Annotated in this window: 12 protein-coding genes; 4 read left to right on the top strand and 8 right to left on the bottom strand. The window is 57.4% G+C overall.

Going from position 1 to position 18,370, the window contains the following annotated elements:
* Positions 1 to 4 precede the first annotated feature (4 nt).
* The 3 genes from M5G20_RS03945 to M5G20_RS03935 form a co-directional block, all read right to left on the bottom strand.
* A complete protein-coding gene (locus M5G20_RS03945; protein WP_273917994.1) occupies positions 5 to 205 on the bottom strand; it encodes a DUF1656 domain-containing protein in 201 nt (66 codons plus the stop codon).
* Complete coding sequence (locus tag M5G20_RS03940) at positions 195 to 2,330, bottom strand: FUSC family protein (protein ID WP_273917993.1); 2,136 nt, start codon at positions 2,328 to 2,330, stop codon at positions 195 to 197. Before M5G20_RS03940 ends, M5G20_RS03945 begins: the two co-directional genes overlap by 11 nt.
* Positions 2,331 to 2,453: 123 nt before the next feature.
* The gene (locus tag M5G20_RS03935) at positions 2,454 to 6,614 is read right to left on the bottom strand and encodes a hypothetical protein (protein ID WP_273917992.1); all 4,161 of its coding nucleotides are present in this window, start codon (positions 6,612 to 6,614) and stop codon (positions 2,454 to 2,456) included.
* A gap of 144 nt (positions 6,615 to 6,758) precedes the next feature.
* On the opposite strand from M5G20_RS03935, the gene M5G20_RS03930 reads away from it, so the two are divergent.
* From M5G20_RS03930 to M5G20_RS03920, 3 genes are all read left to right on the top strand, one after another.
* On the top strand, positions 6,759 to 7,814 hold the full coding sequence (locus M5G20_RS03930) for a tetratricopeptide repeat protein (RefSeq protein ID WP_273917991.1): 1,056 nt from the start codon (positions 6,759 to 6,761) through the stop codon (positions 7,812 to 7,814).
* Between the two features lie 153 nt (positions 7,815 to 7,967).
* The gene (locus tag M5G20_RS03925) at positions 7,968 to 9,470 is read left to right on the top strand and encodes an ATPase domain-containing protein (RefSeq protein WP_273917990.1); all 1,503 of its coding nucleotides are present in this window, start codon (positions 7,968 to 7,970) and stop codon (positions 9,468 to 9,470) included.
* Entirely contained in the window at positions 9,470 to 11,137 is a 1,668-nt protein-coding gene (locus M5G20_RS03920; protein ID WP_273917989.1) for a response regulator, read from the top strand. The genes M5G20_RS03925 and M5G20_RS03920 overlap by 1 nt, the downstream gene beginning before the upstream one ends.
* A gap of 42 nt (positions 11,138 to 11,179) precedes the next feature.
* Here the strand turns inward: M5G20_RS03920 and M5G20_RS03915 are convergent, their stop codons facing one another.
* From M5G20_RS03915 to M5G20_RS03895, 5 genes are all read right to left on the bottom strand, one after another.
* Positions 11,180 to 11,557, bottom strand: coding sequence for a response regulator (locus M5G20_RS03915; RefSeq protein WP_075945017.1), 378 nt, complete (start codon positions 11,555 to 11,557; stop codon positions 11,180 to 11,182).
* Between the two features lie 77 nt (positions 11,558 to 11,634).
* Positions 11,635 to 12,816, bottom strand: a complete 1,182-nt coding sequence (locus M5G20_RS03910; RefSeq protein ID WP_273917988.1) for a hybrid sensor histidine kinase/response regulator — start codon at positions 12,814 to 12,816, stop codon at positions 11,635 to 11,637.
* Positions 12,810 to 13,403, bottom strand: a complete 594-nt coding sequence (locus tag M5G20_RS03905) for a chemotaxis protein CheB (RefSeq protein WP_273917987.1) — start codon at positions 13,401 to 13,403, stop codon at positions 12,810 to 12,812. Before M5G20_RS03905 ends, M5G20_RS03910 begins: the two co-directional genes overlap by 7 nt.
* Positions 13,400 to 14,233: a CheR family methyltransferase gene (locus M5G20_RS03900; protein ID WP_273917986.1), complete on the bottom strand. Its 834-nt coding sequence runs from the start codon at positions 14,231 to 14,233 to the stop codon at positions 13,400 to 13,402. Before M5G20_RS03900 ends, M5G20_RS03905 begins: the two co-directional genes overlap by 4 nt.
* Positions 14,233 to 17,721, bottom strand: a complete 3,489-nt coding sequence (locus M5G20_RS03895; protein WP_273917985.1) for a response regulator — start codon at positions 17,719 to 17,721, stop codon at positions 14,233 to 14,235. The genes M5G20_RS03900 and M5G20_RS03895 overlap by 1 nt, the downstream gene beginning before the upstream one ends.
* A 260-nt stretch (positions 17,722 to 17,981) precedes the next feature.
* Here M5G20_RS03895 and M5G20_RS03890 point away from each other — a divergent pair, with 260 nt between their 5' ends.
* Positions 17,982 to 18,344 carry a response regulator gene (locus M5G20_RS03890; protein ID WP_273917984.1) on the top strand — a complete coding sequence of 121 codons (363 nt, stop codon included), beginning with the start codon at positions 17,982 to 17,984 and terminating at the stop codon, positions 18,342 to 18,344.
* Positions 18,345 to 18,370 lie beyond the last annotated feature (26 nt).

The raw sequence follows: 18,370 nt of genomic DNA, 5'->3' as shown, positions 1-18,370 counted from the left end.
GGCATCAGGCTCCCATGAACAAAATCAAGGTCGCGCACACGCAAGCGTACAACGCGCCTTCGAACAAGGCTTCATGCCAGACGAACCGCAGCACACCGAGACGCCGCAGCATCCAGTCCAGCAGCAAAAAAATGGGCACGCCCAGCAACAGCGCCTGGGCAATCGGCGGCAGGTAGACACCGCCTATTTCCAGATCAATGGGCAAGTGCGGGCGCTCCTTGGGGTTGCGGGGATTCAAAGTGGCCTCGGTGTCTCTCCAGGAATGACACTACGATCAACAACGCCACGCGCATGCGAAACACCGACCACAGGTGTTCATGGACACTGGAATGCAACGCGTCCAGTTCATCGCCCAAGGCACGCAACTTGTCGAGCAGGCCGTCGACTTCGGTGTCGGGCCGGGCTGCGACCAACCGTCCGGTTTCGCGTACCGTGGCGAGCACGCGACTTTGCGTGTCCGGACTCAACAGGCTGTTGTTCTGCGTCTGCTGCCTGAGCTGATTCAAAGCGATGCCCAGGGCCATGCTGCCGAGACTGACTTCAAACAGATCTCGCGCAGACGTGTCTTCGATGGCTGGCAGCAGACCCAGCATCATGGTGAGGCGATCGACCATGCGGCTTTCGAAGGCGAACTGGTTTTCATCGGTGGCCGGCATTTTCAGCAAGGCGTAAACCTGCTCGCAGTTTTCCTGGTGTAACCGCCGAAGGCGCAGGCCGGGCCTGAAAGGGAAAATCAACGCATAGACACTCAAGGCCAGTGCGGCGGCGCATACGTAAGCGCCGGCAAATTCGAACCATTGCATCGCAGTGTTCTGCCCCAACCCGGTGTTTTGCGGTCCCAACAGCAAAAACGTCGTCAGCCCCAGACCAATCCCGGTCCCTGTGGTGGGTGGGCTGGACAACCCCACAGCGACCGCATACAGCAAGGGCACCAGCAGCAACGCCAGCATTTCGAAACTGCTGATCATTGGCACCAGGGCGAACTGCAGCAGCGCCGACACCACCAGCGCCAGTCCCAGCCCCCGGGCGTAACTCTGGACCGCCAGCAATGGCCGGGGAAACGTCGCCATCAACGAACAGAGGATGCCAGTCACGATCATCCCGCCCCGGGCGCCGTCCCAGCCGGTTTCGATCCAGATCAGGCCAGCGACCATCAAAGCGCTGTACGCGCGGATGGCGTTCATTGCCGCCAGCGTGTAATCAAGATGCAAGGGGTTCTTCTGACCACGAAACATGCTGCTGGCACCGCGTCCGCTCTGGATCGCGTCGCTCAATTCCAGAATGGTTTCCATCTGCTGCAGCATTCGCGCCTGTTCCCAGCGCAATGACCAGGACAGCGATCGCAACGTCGCCTTCAAGGGTTCGGTGAGCTGTTCCGAACGGTAAGCCAGCGCATCGAAGCGTTTTTGCAGGACCGCAAACTGTCGCCGTTGCGCTGCCGGAAGCGCGCGCCCTTGCCGGGCCAATTCATCGAGAAACTCCAGTTCTTGCGTGAGCAGCTCACGAATCTCCAGAGGGATTTCGCCCTCCCAGCGTTCCAGCAATAGTTCGCGCTGATGGCGCAACGCGGTGAGCCTTGCCGTCAACAGCACCAGTTGGTTGCCCAGCAATTGCACCAGATCATCGGCACTGCGCAAACGCGGAGCGTCGTAATACAGATGCCGACGTACGCCTTCCAGTGCGCCAATCTGCCCAAGCAACTGCATTTGTCGACGGTGGAACTCTGCCTCGCTTTCCTCGGTACGAATCACGGCGCTGGCATGGGTGGCCAGCAGCTTGATCACCTGATCGATCCGCGCGAAGTAATCCTTGGCCACGGCCTCCGGGCGTGCGGTCAACAGGCTGACGACACACACGCAGGCCACCGCCAGCAGTGTTTCGGTGACCCGGGTCACGGCCAGCAAAAACGTGCCATCCGGCTCCGGCACGGCCAGCAGCCCCACCACCACCGCCGTATAACCGCTGAGTACAAACGCCTGGGAACTGGTGTAGCGCAATAAGGTGCCGCCCGCGGTACAAAACGCCAGCCACAGCGATAGCGTAATGAGGAACGGCACCGGCGCCTGGGGAAAGATCGCCATGATCACCACGGCCACCGCCGCCCCCAGGGTGGTGCCGATGACCTGGCCAAAGCTGCGGGCCAACACCATGCCGGCCAAGGGCTGACTGATGATGACCACAGCCATGATCGACCATTTGGGTTGCTCAAGGTCAAACACAAATGCCAGGTACAACGTGAGCAGCCCGGCGGCAATGGTTCGCAAGGCAAACAGCAACACGCCGGGGCCGGGGTGGAGGATGGCTTTGAAGTACTCAAGCAGCGCTTGCATGGAGACGCTCGATGACGGTTCTCCAGCAAGCGTAGACACTGCTGCGCAGCCTCGACAGTTTCAGGTGTCGAGGCCCCTGTGCAAGTGATTGATTTTCACCACTTGCAGATGGTGAAGAATGCATCAGGCGGGTTTATTCGGTGAGACGGTTGTAAACCTGCGATTAAAGACGGAATTAGCCGGCCGAAACAGATTGTCACCGTTAAATTGAACCGGTTTGCTACGCTCGATACTTTTTTCAAGCGCCATAGGGTTCGCAATGAAATTGCCCTGTTTGTCATAGCAGCCGATAACGGCCGAGTCGGGGATGCTCTGGCCGTAATTGACTTCATAAGGCCGCATCCCTAATTTCGAGGTCGGGTGTTTCACCCAATTGTCATTGGCGTACAGATGGTATCCCCTGAGTTGCCTGGCATCGATAACATAGGTATACCCTCCCCGAGCACCGCCATATTGATACGCCCCTGCCCCACTGTGTTTGTAATAAGGCGATGTCGATATGCCCATACCATCCGGGTCCAGCGCATTTTTGCCACCACCGAAGCCACCCCTCATGCCATTCACCTGATTGACATCCGTGATGGTCGTTCGCAACTTGAAGCCTCCCTCGAACACTACTTTCGGTGGTCGCATGTCGCCCCGCAGGACAAACCCCTGGTAAACATATCCCTCCCGGGGTCCGGAAAAATAAATGACCTTGGTGTCCTTGATCAGTTTTTGCGCATATTCCGGGCCTTTGCCAAGTGTCTGCAGCTGACTGACGGTTCGATGGCTGTTGAATTTTTTCTGAATTTTTGTAGTCAGAACCTGCTGATCCAGCACCGTGGGTGCGATCCATTGGGTCGGTTTAGGCAACCTGTGCGTCATGGATTTAATTCGATTGAAGACCAAACGGCCAATACGCGAAGCAACGCCGCCAGACAATGCCTTGCCAATCAGTCTACCCGCCAGCGGCCCCGCGAATTCCATGATGAAGCCACGATAGGCACTGGACCTGAACTGCTCCGCCACGCCGGGATCATCAGCCATCTCGCCCCGAAGCAAATCTGTCGCGCTGGCACTGACGCCAAATAAAAACGACGCAGCCATGCGTGCTCCATTGGTTGCAAGCACGGTGGCCCCTGGGACGATCGTGACGATGGACAGTGCTGCCAGTAACTTGCCCAAGGCATCGAGCACTCCATCCGTAAATCGCTCTTCGTCAGTTGAGACCAGGGTGTCGATGTCAGATTGCACTTGTGTCAATTGTCGCTTGTAGAGCTCGTTCATCGCATCCGAGGTCGTATCAAAAAGCACGGGGGCATAAAGCGGATAGGCGCCGAAAATACTGGAGACAGGCTCACGGTATTTGAAGTCAGTGTCTTCACGCGACAGCTTCTGATTAAGAGGAATCCGGTCCAGAAGTCTGGTTTGAAGAACCGTGTCAGTCTCGATGAGCTGACGCTTTTGTGCACTTCCGGCAGGCAATTCAACGACGGCGTTGTTACCGCCCAAGAATACAAACAGGCCAGTCTCGTCGAGGTTGTCGCTCAAATAAAGGGTATTGCTGACTTTGGCAGGGCTGTTTTCACGGGGATTTTGTAGGTAGACAAGATGGGACCTGGTGTAGCCCTCAAAAAAACTGTCAACGATTTTTATCCCTTCGACAGTCGCATTCGCAGAGTTTTTATAGGATTCCAATGCGGCTTTTAATTCGTATTCCTTGCTCAGCTTCCAGAGTTGTTTTACATCTGGCCGCTCAAGGGTCGACGTGATGAGTTCCTTGTAAGCCGCCTGCAGATCGGCATTCGCAATCGTGTTTATCAAATCCTCAGGGAAGCTTTCCGGCCAGAGGATCGTGAATTCCTCGTCAGCTTTTTTCACTCGAAGGTGATAATCCACACACAGTTCATACAATGAGAATTTCTGAATCCTTTCCGGTTGTGAGGACTTGGTACTCTGTTTGCCCTGCAAGGGTTTCTTTTTAAATCTGACATCAACGGTTGAAGCTGGATCAAGGGTTTGCTTCAGTGAGCTGGGCAGGCTCGATTCACTGATGATGGCGTTGACACTATCGCGTATGAAAGTTTGCGGGTCGGTGATCGCCGCGGCGTCTTTAAGGACCTTAACGACTTTGTCGGTGAGTAGATCGAGCGTGTACCCGGGAGCTATTTCTTCACCGCGCTGATCAGACGGGATTTCGGCCATTTTCCTCTCGCGCACTACTTCAACCATCCAGTGCACGCCGAATGCGCTAACCCTTTCCAGACTACGCTTTTTGCGAATCAACACGTTAGGCTCTCTTGTTTGAGCCGTTGTCGTAGTATCCGGAAGTTGCTCCTCTTCAACTGGCTCATCGGCTTGCACCAACCCGATGACCTCATCTATCCGATCCAGAAAAGTGATGTCGGGATCGCTTGGCGTGTATTGTTGGAGCATCGCCCCAATCTCCTCCAAAAGCTGGAAATCGAGATGTGGGTCCACGTAGGTCGATTGCTCAAGACGCTTTTCAAGAGCCTGAACCAGGTCCGGAAACTCATCGAGTATGTCGTTCAATTCGACGAGGATGATTTCTCGCTCCTGAGTGGCCGAATCAGAGACATAAAAGAACTCGGATGACGCTGAAGAACGTGTAGGGTCTTGCGCCTCGGGCAGAAACCACGCCGCATAAAAATTGCTGATGGCCATGTAGGCTGCGAAAGCACCCAGTGCAACTTTCGGATGGTTTTCAATCAGTTGCCCGGTATGACTGAGGAAGGCAGCACCAGTGCTGACCAGGCTGACAGCCATCCTGTTGAGCCAGTCATGTAACTGCTCACCCAAGTGTTCCATCCGTGTCGCGAGTACGGCAGATTGAGCATCGTCCAGAGGCACGGTCGTTTCTTCATAAACTCTGCGCAGGTCATCTGGCATATCCATGGCCAATTCAACGTATTGCGCATTGGCTCCGTTCCATGGCGCGACTGTATTGAAGAATTGGGTGACAAATTCATCTAACTGCGCTGCACGCAGTCCCAGCGTCGCCCACATTGGCCATATCTGCGCGGTGTCCACCAGATGCTCTCCACCAGGATCCTGCGGCGGTACAGGCAGGTCTTGATTCCCCTCAAGCTTATGTGGCGGCGGGTTCGGCATGCTTAACAATGGTTGCACCGCGCTCAGCACATTCAAGGCACATACGACCGACTCGGCCAGGGTGGTTGGAATACGAGGGCCCGCCGGGGTGAAGGTCGAAAAATCTGCACTGCGCTCAAATTTTTGCAGCTGCGAAAGCAATGAGCTCTCGCGATCCCGGTTCAGTGGTTGCCTGACCGATTCAATGGGCGCCGCCGAAGTCAACGTTTCGCGCAATCCCTTGATGGATGCCGACAACGAAACCGGTTGGCCAACGAGGCTCTCCAGCCAGCTTGGCCCGATGATCCACTCCAGCCACGACTGCTTCGATTCTTCGGCGGGTTTTAGCTGTGCGTAGACAGCTTCAACCTCCTTGGGAAAACGTTCAGGCCAACGAACGCGCTCGCCCGGTGGAGGTTTGTCGAGTTGCTCAATGAACTGAGCCAGATACTGCCGTGCTTCTTGAGGAGTGGGACGAAGGCTGCGCATGTCTTCAAGCATCATCAATGCGCTGTTGAGCGGGTTGTCGCTTGAATGGCGAATGTACTGTCGGGCCTGCCGGGTAACGTGCTGAACGGCCTCCCACTGCGTATCCGCCAGCAATTCATCGTTGGCAATGCGCACGTCACGCTGCATGCCTGCACGTTCCAACTGCGCCTGAATGAATCCCGTAACGCTGTCAGTGCTTTGCCCGGGTGAAAACCGCACTGTTTCGCCCAACGCCGCCTGCCATTGCGCAGGTGGCAAATGACAAATCACGTCGACGATCTCTTCCAGCCGCTCTTCACTCAGCTGCCCGACAGGACGGATCGAGCGCAACATGGCGTCGGCAAACAGTCCGGCAATCGCCTTGCCAGTTGGCGTCTGCAATATGCCGCTGCTGAGAATCGCATACGCCTCCTGTTCGCAGATTGCTCCATCACGGAGAGTTTTCTTCAGTGCCTTCCATTGCTGGTCAAGATCGGTCTGATCGATAAAATCGGGCCTCTGCGAAAAAAGCGTAGGCGCAACAAGGACCGGCGGGGGCACATCACCATTGAGCTTCACCACGGGAATTGACTGCAGGGAAGCGCAATCATTGTGGGCGTGCAGAAGGTGATTTGGCAGTGGACTTCGCATCTGGTCAGGGCCGTGCCATTCGTGTATCCGGGACGGGCGACCGGCTGCGGTAGCGTTTTGAATGGGAGGCATGCTTGTTCGCTTCAAACAGGTCAGATGCATACAGGATATTTATCCGCCGTAATATCCTCTTTCAAAAACAGCCCAAGGTTTGACTCACAGCCTTCCCTGACCGAAGCTGATCACTTTGCAAAAGCTTGCCAGCCCGGATTCTGCATGCCCAAGTCCCGCCGTTATCTGCTCATCAGCCTTTGTGCCCTGTTCGCCATCGTCCTTGTGTGGACGTTCCTGCGCAGTTCGACGCCCGTTGTTCCGGAGGCCATCAAGCGTGGTTACAGCGAAGCGCTGGCGAAGGCTCGTGCCGGCCAACCGGGCGCGGCGCGGGTGCTTTACCAGCAACTGGCCCGGCCTGATATTTCGCCGAAGCGACGGGTGTGGCTGCATGCCGAGTTGCCCAATTATCCAAGTTCTGTCGCGCTTAAACTGGCCAATGCGGATTTGCAGCATGAATCACCAGACGTGCGCATTGCCGCGATCAAAAGCATCACCGGATTGGTCCCCAGTGGGCAACGCAGTCTGCTGTTGGGGCCGTTGCTCGATGACGCCGAGCAGAGCGTACGCCTGGCCGCCGTCAACGCGTTGCTGGGGCTTTCGCCGGATGATCTTGGCTTGTATTTCGGCCCGCTGGAACAGGCCATCGATGCCTGGCAGCATACGCTCAAGCGTGAGCCGCAAAGCGCCGAAAACCAGTATCAGCTGGCCCGCTTGTACACACACAATGCCGAGTTCAAAGAGGCGCAGCAGGCCCTCGAAAACACTCTGCGCCTTGCCCCGGACAACTTGCCGGCGCTGGTGATGCAAATCGAGGTGCTGGACAAACTCGGGCAGAACGATGCCGCCCGCCAATTGCTGGCCAGACAACTCAAGGCACAGCCGGATTCGGCCTATCTGCAACACGCGTTGGGGCTGTGGCTGCTGCACCACGGCCAAAGCGAATTCGCCCTGCTCGGCCTGTCCAAAGCCGTGGAACTCGAGCCGGACAACAAGGATTACCGCTATGACCTGGCCACCACGCTGCACGGTGAACAGGAATTGCAGGCGGCGCAAAATCAATTGCAGGAAATCGTCCAGCGCCACCCCAATGATCGCCGGGCGCGGGTACTGCTGATCAATTACTGGAAAGAAAGCGGCCAACTGCAAAACGTGCAGATTCTGTTGGCCCAACTCGAACAACTGAATCCGGACGATCCGGCTTTGCAGCAGGGTCTGTAAGGCTGCGATCCATCACTCTGGTTTTTTTGCGCATCACGCACCTGCAGCAAAACGGTTGAACCGTCGTCTCGGCCAGCGGTCAAGTAAAACAGGCAGCCCATAGTGGCAATCGTGTCACCTGCCTCGCTTCCCCTAGTCAAGAGAGGGCATTTTTTGTCTACATCTAACGTGTTCATCAGCGAAAAAGCTGCAACCGGTATCGCGGGTCTGGATGACATCCTCGATGGCGGACTGTCCCGCGGCCATGTGTTTTTGCTCGAGGGTGAGCCGGGAACCGGCAAGACTACCGTCGCGTTGCACTTTCTCATGGCTGGCGCTGAAGCCGGCGAGCGTTCGTTGTACATCACCCTGTCTGAAACCGAGCGTGAGTTGCGTCAGGGCGCCCGCTCCCACGGCTGGGAGCTGGGAGAAAACGTCAACATCTTCGAACTCACCCCCCCTGAAAGCGTGCTCAATGCCGAGCACCAGCAATCGCTGCTCTATTCTTCCGACCTCGAACTGGGTGAAGCCACGAGGCAGATTTTCGAAGTGGTCGAGCGGGTCAAACCAACCCGCGTGATCCTCGATAGCCTCTCCGAAATCCGCCTGCTGGCGCAAAGCTCGCTGCGCTACCGTCGGCAGATTCTGGCGATCAAGCATTACTTCGTACGTTATGAAGCCACCGTGCTGCTGCTTGACGACTTGACCACCGAATCCCTGGATAAGACCGTGCACAGTGTGGCCCACGGCGTGATTCGGCTGGAGGAGCTGACGCCCAACTACGGCGCCGAGCGTCGGCGCATCCGCGTGGTGAAGTATCGCGGTCAGAAATACCGTGGCGGCTTTCACGACTTCACCATCATGGCCGATGGCGTGCACGTGTTTCCTCGATTGGTGGCTGCCGAGCATCGCGGCGCCTACCTCCGGCAGCAATTGACCAGCGGCATTGCCGAAATGGATGCCTTGCTGGGTGGCGGTATCGAGACCGGGTCCAGCACGCTGATTCTCGGCCCGGCCGGTACGGGCAAGTCGCTGATCTCGATGATCTTCGCCGCCGCTGCTGTAGCCCGAGGCGAGAAAGCCGCGCTGTTCATCTTCGACGAAGAGCTGGGCTTGCTGTTCGAACGCATGAAAAATATCGGCATCGACCTGCAGGCGTTGCAGGAGAGTGGAAATCTGATGATCGAGCAGGTGGATGCCGCTGAATTGTCCCCTGGCGAGTTTTCCCACCGGGTGCGCCGCTGCGTTGATGAGGGCAACATCAAGACTGTGGTGATCGACAGCATCAACGGCTACCAGGCAGCGATGCCAGAGGAAAATGCCCTGGTGCTGCACATGCACGAATTGCTGCTTTATCTCAACCGCAAAGGCGCAGCGACCTTCATGACCGTCGCCCAGCATGGCCTCGTCGGCGACATGCAAACCCCGGTGGACATCACCTACCTGGCCGACACGGTGATTCTGTTGCGTTACTTCGAAGCCTTGGGCAAGGTCCGCCGGGCCATTTCGATCATCAAGAAACGCACCGGCAGCCATGAATCGACCATCCGCGAATACCGCATCAGCGCCAGTGGCATGACCATCGGCGAACCGCTGGAAGCTTTCCAGGGCGTGCTGCGTGGTGTGCCCACTTATATGGGCGCGGCCATTCCATTGCTTGGGGATGAAGGCCAGTGATGATCCAGCCGGCGACATCCGAACGCGCACTCATTCTCGCGCCACTGGGGCGTGACAGTCAGATCGCGATGATGTTGCTCAATGAGGCAGGTTACGACGGGGTCATCAGCGCGGACTTGCCGCATCTGTGCCGCGAACTGGAACAAGGTGCCGGCCTGCTGCTGATCTCTTCCGAAGCCTTGTTGCGCAGTGATTTAGGACCGTTGTTGACGCTGATCGATCAACAGCCGGCATGGTCGGACTTGCCCATCGTCCTGCTGACGCACCACGGTGGCCCGGAACAGAACCCCGCGTCACGCTTCGGCCCGCAACTGGGTAATGTGACCTTCCTCGAGCGACCGTTTCATCCGGAGACGTTGATCAGCCTGGTGACCACCGCCCTGCGCGGGCGTCGACGACAGTACGAAGCCAGGGATCGGCTGGTCGACTTGAGTCAAAGCGAACTTCGCCTGCAAAACACCCTGGAAACCCTGGAACAACAAGTCGAAGAGCGTACCGCGCAGTTGCGGCACAACGAAGAAGTGTTGCGCCAGTCGCAAAAAATGGAGGCGGTCGGCCAACTTACTGGCGGTATCGCCCACGACTTCAACAACATGCTGACGGGTATTATCGGCAGCCTGGAACTGCTGCGCCGGCGTCTGGCCCGTGGCCGCACCGACGACCTGGAAAGCTTGATCGATCTTGGTGTGACCTCCGCCAATCGTGCGGCCGGCTTGACCCATCGCCTGCTGGCGTTCTCGCGACGTCAGTCGCTCGATTCCAAACCCGTGGAAATGAATACGCTGGTGGTTTCCATGGGTGAGCTGTTGCAACGCAGCATCGATGAAAGCATTCGCCTGGAGATGCAGTTGAGTGATCAACTGTGGGTGGCAGAAGCCGATCCCAATCAACTGGAAAGCGCCCTGCTCAACCTGGTCATCAATGCCCGCGATGCCATGCCCGATGGCGGTAAATTAGTCGTGACCACGTCGAACCAACGTCTGGAAAAGCCTTTCACCGACCTGCACAGTAATCTCACCCCCGGTGATTACGTGACACTCAGCGTTAGCGATAATGGCTGCGGCATGCCGCAGAGCACCATCAACCGCGCCTTTGACCCGTTCTTCACCACCAAGCCGATTGGCCAGGGTACAGGGCTTGGCTTGTCGATGATCTACGGCTTCAGCAAGCAATCACGGGGCCATGTCGCCATTCAAAGCGATGTGGGCGAAGGCACCACGATGAGCCTTTATCTGCCGCGCTACGGTGGCGACCTGCCGCAAGATCTGCCGATGGACAGTCACCATCCACTGTTCGCACAACATGGCGAAACCGTTCTGATCGTTGAAGACGACCCGGCAGTGCGGGCACTTGTCAGCACGGTGCTGAGTGATCTGGGGTATGCCTTTGTCGAAGCCTGCGATGCCGACAGCGCGGTGCCGATCTTCGATTCCGCGCAACGCATCGACCTGTTGATCAGCGACGTCGGCCTGCCCGGCATGAACGGTCGGCAATTGGCGGAGATCGGTCGGCAGTATCGCCCCGGCCTCAAGGTCTTGTTCATCACCGGTTATGCCGAGCACGCGGCGGTGCGCGGCGGTTTCCTTGATTCGGGCATGCAGATGATCACCAAACCGTTCACGTTCGACCTGTTGACGGCCAAGGTGCGGGAAATGATCAGCGACTGAAACCCAACCCGCCAGGCGCAGCTTTCGGCAGCGCCTGGCGGATCAGGAAAGCATGTCCTGCATGATTTCCTGCAACACATTCAGGTCGAACGGCTTGGCCAAAATCGGTGCCGTGCGGGTGATCGGGCTGTCTGTCTCGCGGATTTCCTGTGGGTAACCGCTGATGAAGATCACCTTGAGCTCGGGTCGCAGTTTTACCGCGGGCTCGGCGATCTGCACGCCGGAGATCCCGCCCGGCAGGCGGAAGTCTGTGATCATCATGTCCAGGTGCGGCTTGCTGGCGAGGATTGCAAAAGCCTGCTCGCCGTTTTCGGCCTGCAACACGCGGTAGCCCTCCCCCGACAGATAGGCCGACAGCACCATCAGAATCGAGGGGTCATCTTCGACGATCAGTACGACGTCTTGTGCATCTTCACTCATGGGAAGCCTTTGTTCGGTCAATAGCTGCTGATACGACCGTGGGGTCGATCAGAGGTTGCGTTTATCTGGCTGTTTTCCTACAGCGGCAGACAAACGCGAAACAGGGCGCCTTCGCCAATCCGGCTTTCGACGGTAATGGTACCGCCATGGGCGGTGACAATCTGTTCAGAAATAAACAATCCCAAACCCAGCCCGGCGACGGCGTGTCTGGCCGAAACCCGCTCGAACTGCTGGAAAATCCGTTGCTGGTTTTCTTCGCTGATGCCGATGCCGCTATCACGGACTTCAACCCGCGCCTCGCCGCGCTCACTGTATACCTTCACACTGATCGGACTCTTGGCACCGTAGCGCAAGGCGTTGGTCAGCAGGTTGGAAATCACCTGTTCAATGCGAAACTCGTCCCAATTCCCGATCACCGGATGCTCGGCTTCGAGGGACACGGACGCTTCGGCGGCATCAATCTGTTGCGCAAAATTCTGCAACAAGCCGCGAACCAGGGCTGAAAGATCGAACATCGACGTGCGGATCGACAGCTTACCGGTGCGGATGCGCGACACATCGAGCATGTCTTCGATCAGCCGGATCAGGCTTTTGATCTGCCGCTCGTCGCGATCGACCATCGCGTGCATTTTATCGAGGGTGAAGGCAGCGGCGTTATCCCGAGCCAGGTGCATCTTGCGCAGTTGGGTTTCGAGAATCAGGCCGTTGAGCGGCGTGCGCACTTCGTGGGCGACAATCGACATGAAGTCATCGCGCATGCGTACCGCCTGTTGCAGCTCCAGTTGGGTGCTCTGCAATTGATTGAGCAGCGCTTCCTGCTCGCGGCGACTTTGTTCCAGTTGTTCAACCTGCTGCTTCATCGCCTTGCTCTGGCGGAACAGCTCGACGAAGACGTTGACCTTGCTCTTGACCGCGTGGATATCCAGCGGTTTGTGCAGGAAATCCACGGCGCCGCTTTCGTAGCCCTTGAACGCGTAATTGAGCTCACGGCCGGCGGCACTGACAAACACAATCGGAATGTTCTTGGTCTTTTCCGTGCTGCGCATCAATTCGGCCAGTTCAAAGCCATTCATCCCGGGCATCTGTACGTCGAGGATGGCCATGGCGAATTCGTGCTGCAGCAAAAGCGACAGCGCCTCGTCGGCAGACTGCGCCTTGTACACGGTTCGGTCTTCGCGCTTGATCAGCGCTTCGAGTGCCAACAGATTCTCCGGCAGATCGTCGACGATCAGCAGTTTGGCCTGGATATTACTTAGCATGCGATTCGTTCCAGCTCGACAAGCAGACGGCCGATGCCGCGGATAGGGAGAATGTGGTCAGGCTGGTGAATATCCAGCGCTGCCTGGGGCATGGTTGCGACTTGCGCTTCCTGCGGGTCTTGCACGATGGTTAACCCGCCGCGCTGTTTTACCTGCGCCAGCCCCCTGGCACCGTCACGATTGGCGCCAGTCAGCAAAACTGCCGCCAAGGAGGGACCGTACGCGTCGGCGGCAGACTCAAAGAGATAATCGATGGCCGGCCGCGAATGGTGCACGCGGTCTTCCAGGCTCAGGGAAAAACTGCGGTCGTGCTCCACCGACAGGTGATAACCCGGTGCGGCAAAATACAGGGTGCCGGCCTCGACCGGCGTCTTGTCGCTGGCCTCCACAACCGGCATCGACACGCGCCGGGCGAACACTTCGGCCAGATGGCTGCGGCGTTCATCAGGCAGGTGCAACACGACAATGATCGGCAACACGAAGCCTTCACGCAGCGGACCGAGGAGATTGATCAACGCCTCGACGCCACCGGCCGAGGCGCCGATCACAATGGCTTCCACAGAAGGCAAATCCGTTGCACTGTTCATGACTTGCGATAGATCCGTTCTTGTTTGACCAGTGGTTCAAACCGGTTGCCGAAGGCTGAAAAATCCGGGGTTTCCTTGCTGCCCAGCACCAGGAAACCGCGATGACACAGCGACTCATGAAACAAACCGAAAGCCCGATCCTGAAGTTTTTTATTGAAATAAATCAATACGTTGCGACATGAAATTAACTGAGTTTCTGAAAAGACGCTGTCGGTCGCCAGGCTGTGATCGGCAAAGGTCACATTCTCGCACAGCGACTTGTCGAATATCGCGTAACCATAGGCCGCCGTGTAGTAGTCGGCGAACGAGCGCTTGCCTCCGGCCTGCTGGTAGTTGGACGTGTAGGCGCGGACATTCTCCATCGAGAAGATGCCTTGCTTGGCCTTGTCCAGCGAGCGCGGGTTGATGTCCGTGGCGTAAATGATCGTGCGGTCCAGCAGTCCCTCTTCACGCAGGAGGATGGCCATCGAATAGACCTCTTCCCCGGTGCTGCACCCGGCGATCCAGATCTTGATCGAAGGGTAAGTCTTGAGCAGCGGCACCACTTCCTCACGAATGGCCAGGAAGTGCGAGGGGTCGCGAAACATCTCGCTGACCGGAATCGTCAGCAATTGCAGGAGCTGCATGAACGCCGTCGGGTCATGCAGGACTTTTTCCTGCAATGCCGAAATGGTGCTGCATTCGAACTGCGTCAGCGCATGGCTCACCCGGCGCTTGATCGATGCACCGGAGTAATCACGAAAATCGTAGCTGTACTTGAGGTAGATAGCCTCAATCAACAGGCGCAATTCGATTTCGCTGCTTCGCTCCCCAGAATAATTGCGTTCCACTAGATACGTTCCATCTTCGGTAACCACACACGAATCAGCGAAAACAACCGGTCCAGGTCGATGGGTTTGGCCAGGTAATCATTGGAACCCGCCTGCAGGCAGCGCTCCTGATCGTCCTTCATGGCCTTGGCCGTCACCGCAATGATTGGCAGCTTGCGCCAGCGCGGGTCCTTGCGGATCTCGATGGTGGCTTCAAAACCATCCATCTCCGGCATCATCACATCCATCAACACCAGATCGATGTCTTCGACTTCATTCAATCGTTCAATCGCTTCCCGGCCATTACGGCCGATGACCACGACTGCGCCCTTTTGCTCCAGTGCACTGGTGAGGGCGAAGATGTTACGTACATCGTCGTCCACCAACAGCACTTTGCGCCCCTCGAAGACCTTGTCGCGGCTGCGCGCGGTCTTGAGCATCTTCTGTCGCTCATGGGACAACCGTGATTCGACTTTGTGCAGAAAAAGTGTCACTTCGTCCAGCAAACGCTCGGGCGAACGCGCGCCCTTGATGATGATCGAGCGCGAATACTTGCGCAGCTCGGCTTCCTCATCCCGAGTGAGGTTGCGGCCGGTGTAGACGATCACGGGCGGGAACGAGCAGATGTCCTCGGTGGACATGCGCTTGAGCAAGTCATTACCGAGCATGTCCGGCAACTTGAGGTCGATGATCATGCAATCGAAGATCGTCGTACGCAGCAAGTCCAGTGCATCCTGGGCCAGACCGACGGCGGTGATTTCGATGTCATCGTCGCCAATCAACCGGGAAATACTGTCTCGCTGCAGGTCATCGTCTTCGACCAGCAACACGCGTTTGACCTTCTGGGTCAGCTTGGCTTCCAGACGCGCGAATACATCCTTGAGTTCCTCGCGGGTGGTCGGTTTGACCGCATAACCAATCGCGCCCATGTGCATGGCGGCTTCGACCCGGTCCTCGACCGAGATCACGTGCACCGGAATGTGCCGGGTTTCAGCATGTTCCTTCAGGCGTTGCAGCACGGTCAGACCGGAATGGTCCGGCAGGCGCATGTCCAGCAGGATGGCGTCAGGAATGAATTGCCGGGCCAGGTCATAACCTTCATCGGCACCGTGGGCCACCAGGCAGTGATAGCCCAATTCATGGGCCAGGTCGTAGAGGATATGCGCGAAATTCGGTTCGTCCTCCACCACCAGGATGCAGCGAGTGGTGAACGGTGCCTTGCCGCGGTCATCGTCGAAGCGTGGAATCTCTTCGTTCATCAACGGCGCCAATGCGATGGGTGCCACATAAGATGGCGCCGCCACCGGTATGGCCCGCATCGGCTCCACGGCGTCTTCACCCTGTTCAACGTACTGTTGCGGCAACACCAGGGTAAACACACTGCCCTGCCCCGGCGTGCTGCTCACGCTGATGGAACCACCCAGCAGCGCGGCCAGATCGCGGGAAATCGACAGCCCCAGACCGGTGCCACCGTAACGCCGGTTGGTGGTGCCGTCGGCCTGGCGGAACGCTTCGAAAATGCTTTCGTGCTGATCGTTGGCGATGCCGATCCCGGAATCGCGGACGCTGAAGGCAATCCCGTCGTTCGGCGCTGCGGCAACGCTCAGGCTGACGCTGCCTTTCTCGGTGAATTTCACCGCGTTGGACAGCAAGTTCTTGATCACCTGTTCCAGGCGCTGGCGATCGGTGAACATCATGGCGGGCGCACCGTCTTGCAACTCGACATGGAACGCGAGCTGCTTGTCCGCCGCCAATGGCTGGAACATACCGCGCAGGCCGTCCACCAGACGCGCAACGCTGGTGTTCTCCGGTCGTATTTCCAGCTTGCCGGCCTCGACCTTGGAGATGTCGAGAATGTCGTTGATCAGGTTGAGCAGATCATTGCCGGCGGAGTAAATCGATTCGGCGAATTTCACCTGCTCGGCGCTGAGGTTTTCCTGGGGGTTTTCCGCCAGCAACTTGGCCAGGATCAACGAGCTGTTCAGCGGCGTTCGCAGTTCGTGGGACATGTTGGCGAGGAATTCGGATTTGTACTTGCTGGAGCGCTGCAACTCTTCGGCGCGCTCCTCGAGCTGGCTCTGGGCCTGATTGAGTTCGGTATTTTTCAGGTCCATGGCGTCGCGTTGTTCGGCCAACACTTGGGCCTGTTCGGCGAGTTGCTCATTGGTTTGTTCCAGCTCGACCTGCTGGGTTTCCAGGTGGGCCTGGGATTCCTTGAGAATCCGCGACTGCTCTTCCAGTTCTTCGTTGGCGGTTTTCAGCTCTTCCTGCTGCACTTGCAGCTCTTCATTGAGCTGCTGGGTTTCGGCCAGTACTTCCTGCAAACGCTGGCGATAGCGCGCTGCCTCGATCGACGTGCCGATGTTGCCGGCAATCAGCTCAAGCAGTTCAATGTCCCGATCATTCAACGGGCGCAGGAAACCCAGTTCGATAACGCCGTTGACCCGGTCATCTTCGCTGGTCGGTACCACCAGCACGCTGCGAGGCAGACCTTCGCCGAGGCCGGAGCTGACCTTGAAATAGTCGCTCGGCACATTGTCGAGTCGAATCAGGCGTGCCTGTTGCGCCACCTGGCCGACGATGCCTTCATCGCTATAAATATGTTGCTCGAGGGATTCCTGTTCACGGGAGAAGCCATAAGACGCTACGCGCCGCAAGCCACCGTGCTCTTCGCGAACATAGATTGCCGCCACGGCGCTGCCGAGGTACTGCGCACAAAATTGCAGGATGTTGCGCCCCAGCGCATTCAGCGACAGTTGCCCCAACACTTGCTCGGCCAGTTCGGTCTGGCCATTGCGCAGCCAGGCTTGCTGTTCCAGGCGCAGGGCGCTGGCCTGCTGCGCAGACAGGGTCGCGGCGTAGCTTTGCGACAGGTTCACCAGGTCGCGGCGGCCGATATAGGCCAGCAAAGCGCTGATACCGGCAATGAATGCCAGATAAAGACCTATGCTCCAGATCGTGGTCCGCCGCACCTCTTCGTTACGCGTGGCACGCAGTTGCTGCTCCATGTCGATCACGTCTTCGAACTGCTTGCGGACCTCGTCGGTCAGGCGCTTGCCCTTCCCGGCCTGGACCGCGCTGCGGTAGTCGCCGCGGGTTCGCTGCAAGTCGATCATGGTTTGCGCGTAGCTGGCCCACTCCTGCTGTAAGGATTGCAGGCGATGCAGACGATCGGTCTGAACCGGATTATCAGCCGTCAATTCGAGCAACGTGTTGAGCACGACTTCAACGCGGGGCTTGGCCGTTTCATAGGGTTCGAGAAATTTTCCGTCGCCAGTGAGCAGAAACCCGCGCATCCCGGTTTCCAGGTCGACCGTCAACTTGACCGCCTCGTTAGCGTTATTGATCACCCGGTCTGTGTGCTCGACCCATTGGATCGTCGAGAGCAAATAGGTAATCAGCGAGACAAAAAAAACAGCACTGATGGCGCCAACACCCAGCGGGAGGCTGATGTTGCGGCTCAGGAGCTTGCGGAATCGTTGTTCATCAACCAAAGACGCTGAGGTCATGGGGCAGGCCTTTCGAACTATCAGAATTGCGCGAGTTTGCCCCAAAAGTGGCCCATGGATCCATTTTTCTCACATGTTTTAGCCCAAGGTCCTACATTCCTCTGCGCCAGTTCGTGGGTGCGGGTTATCCTTGTCTGACTTGCGCGGCCATTCTTTTTCCTATCCTTGGGAACTTGTCGGGAGCCGCCACTTACTCATGCAAGAGACCGGCATTTTCGATCGGCCGGCAACCGCGAATTCAATTTTTGGGAACCCTTACTATGTCCGCCAACGCGTCCATCATCCTGGTAGTCGAAGACGATGCCATCGTGCGCATGCTGATCGTCGATGTGCTGGAGGAGCTGGAATTCAAGGTACTTGAGGCCGACGGCAGCGAAAAGGCGCTGGAGTTTCTCAATGACGAAGACCAGCACATCGACTTGATGATGACCGACGTCGGCCTTCCGGTGATGGATGGTCGTGAGCTGGCGGTTCAGGCGCACATGCTGCGCCCAGCATTGCCCATCCTGTTTGCCAGTGGTTATGCCGAAAGTATCGATGCGCCCGTGGGCATGCATGTCATTGGCAAGCCGTTTTCCATTGATCAGTTGCGGGACAAGGTCAAAGGGATTCTTGGCCACTGAAAAACAGCATGCCTGCCTGACACACG

This window comes from Pseudomonas sp. TNT2022 ID1044 (assembly GCF_028656895.1).
Classification (GTDB): Bacteria; Pseudomonadota; Gammaproteobacteria; order Pseudomonadales; family Pseudomonadaceae; genus Aquipseudomonas; species Aquipseudomonas reinekei.
Note: the sequence above shows the minus strand (reverse complement) of the source record. Positions and strands in the feature narration are given on the sequence as shown.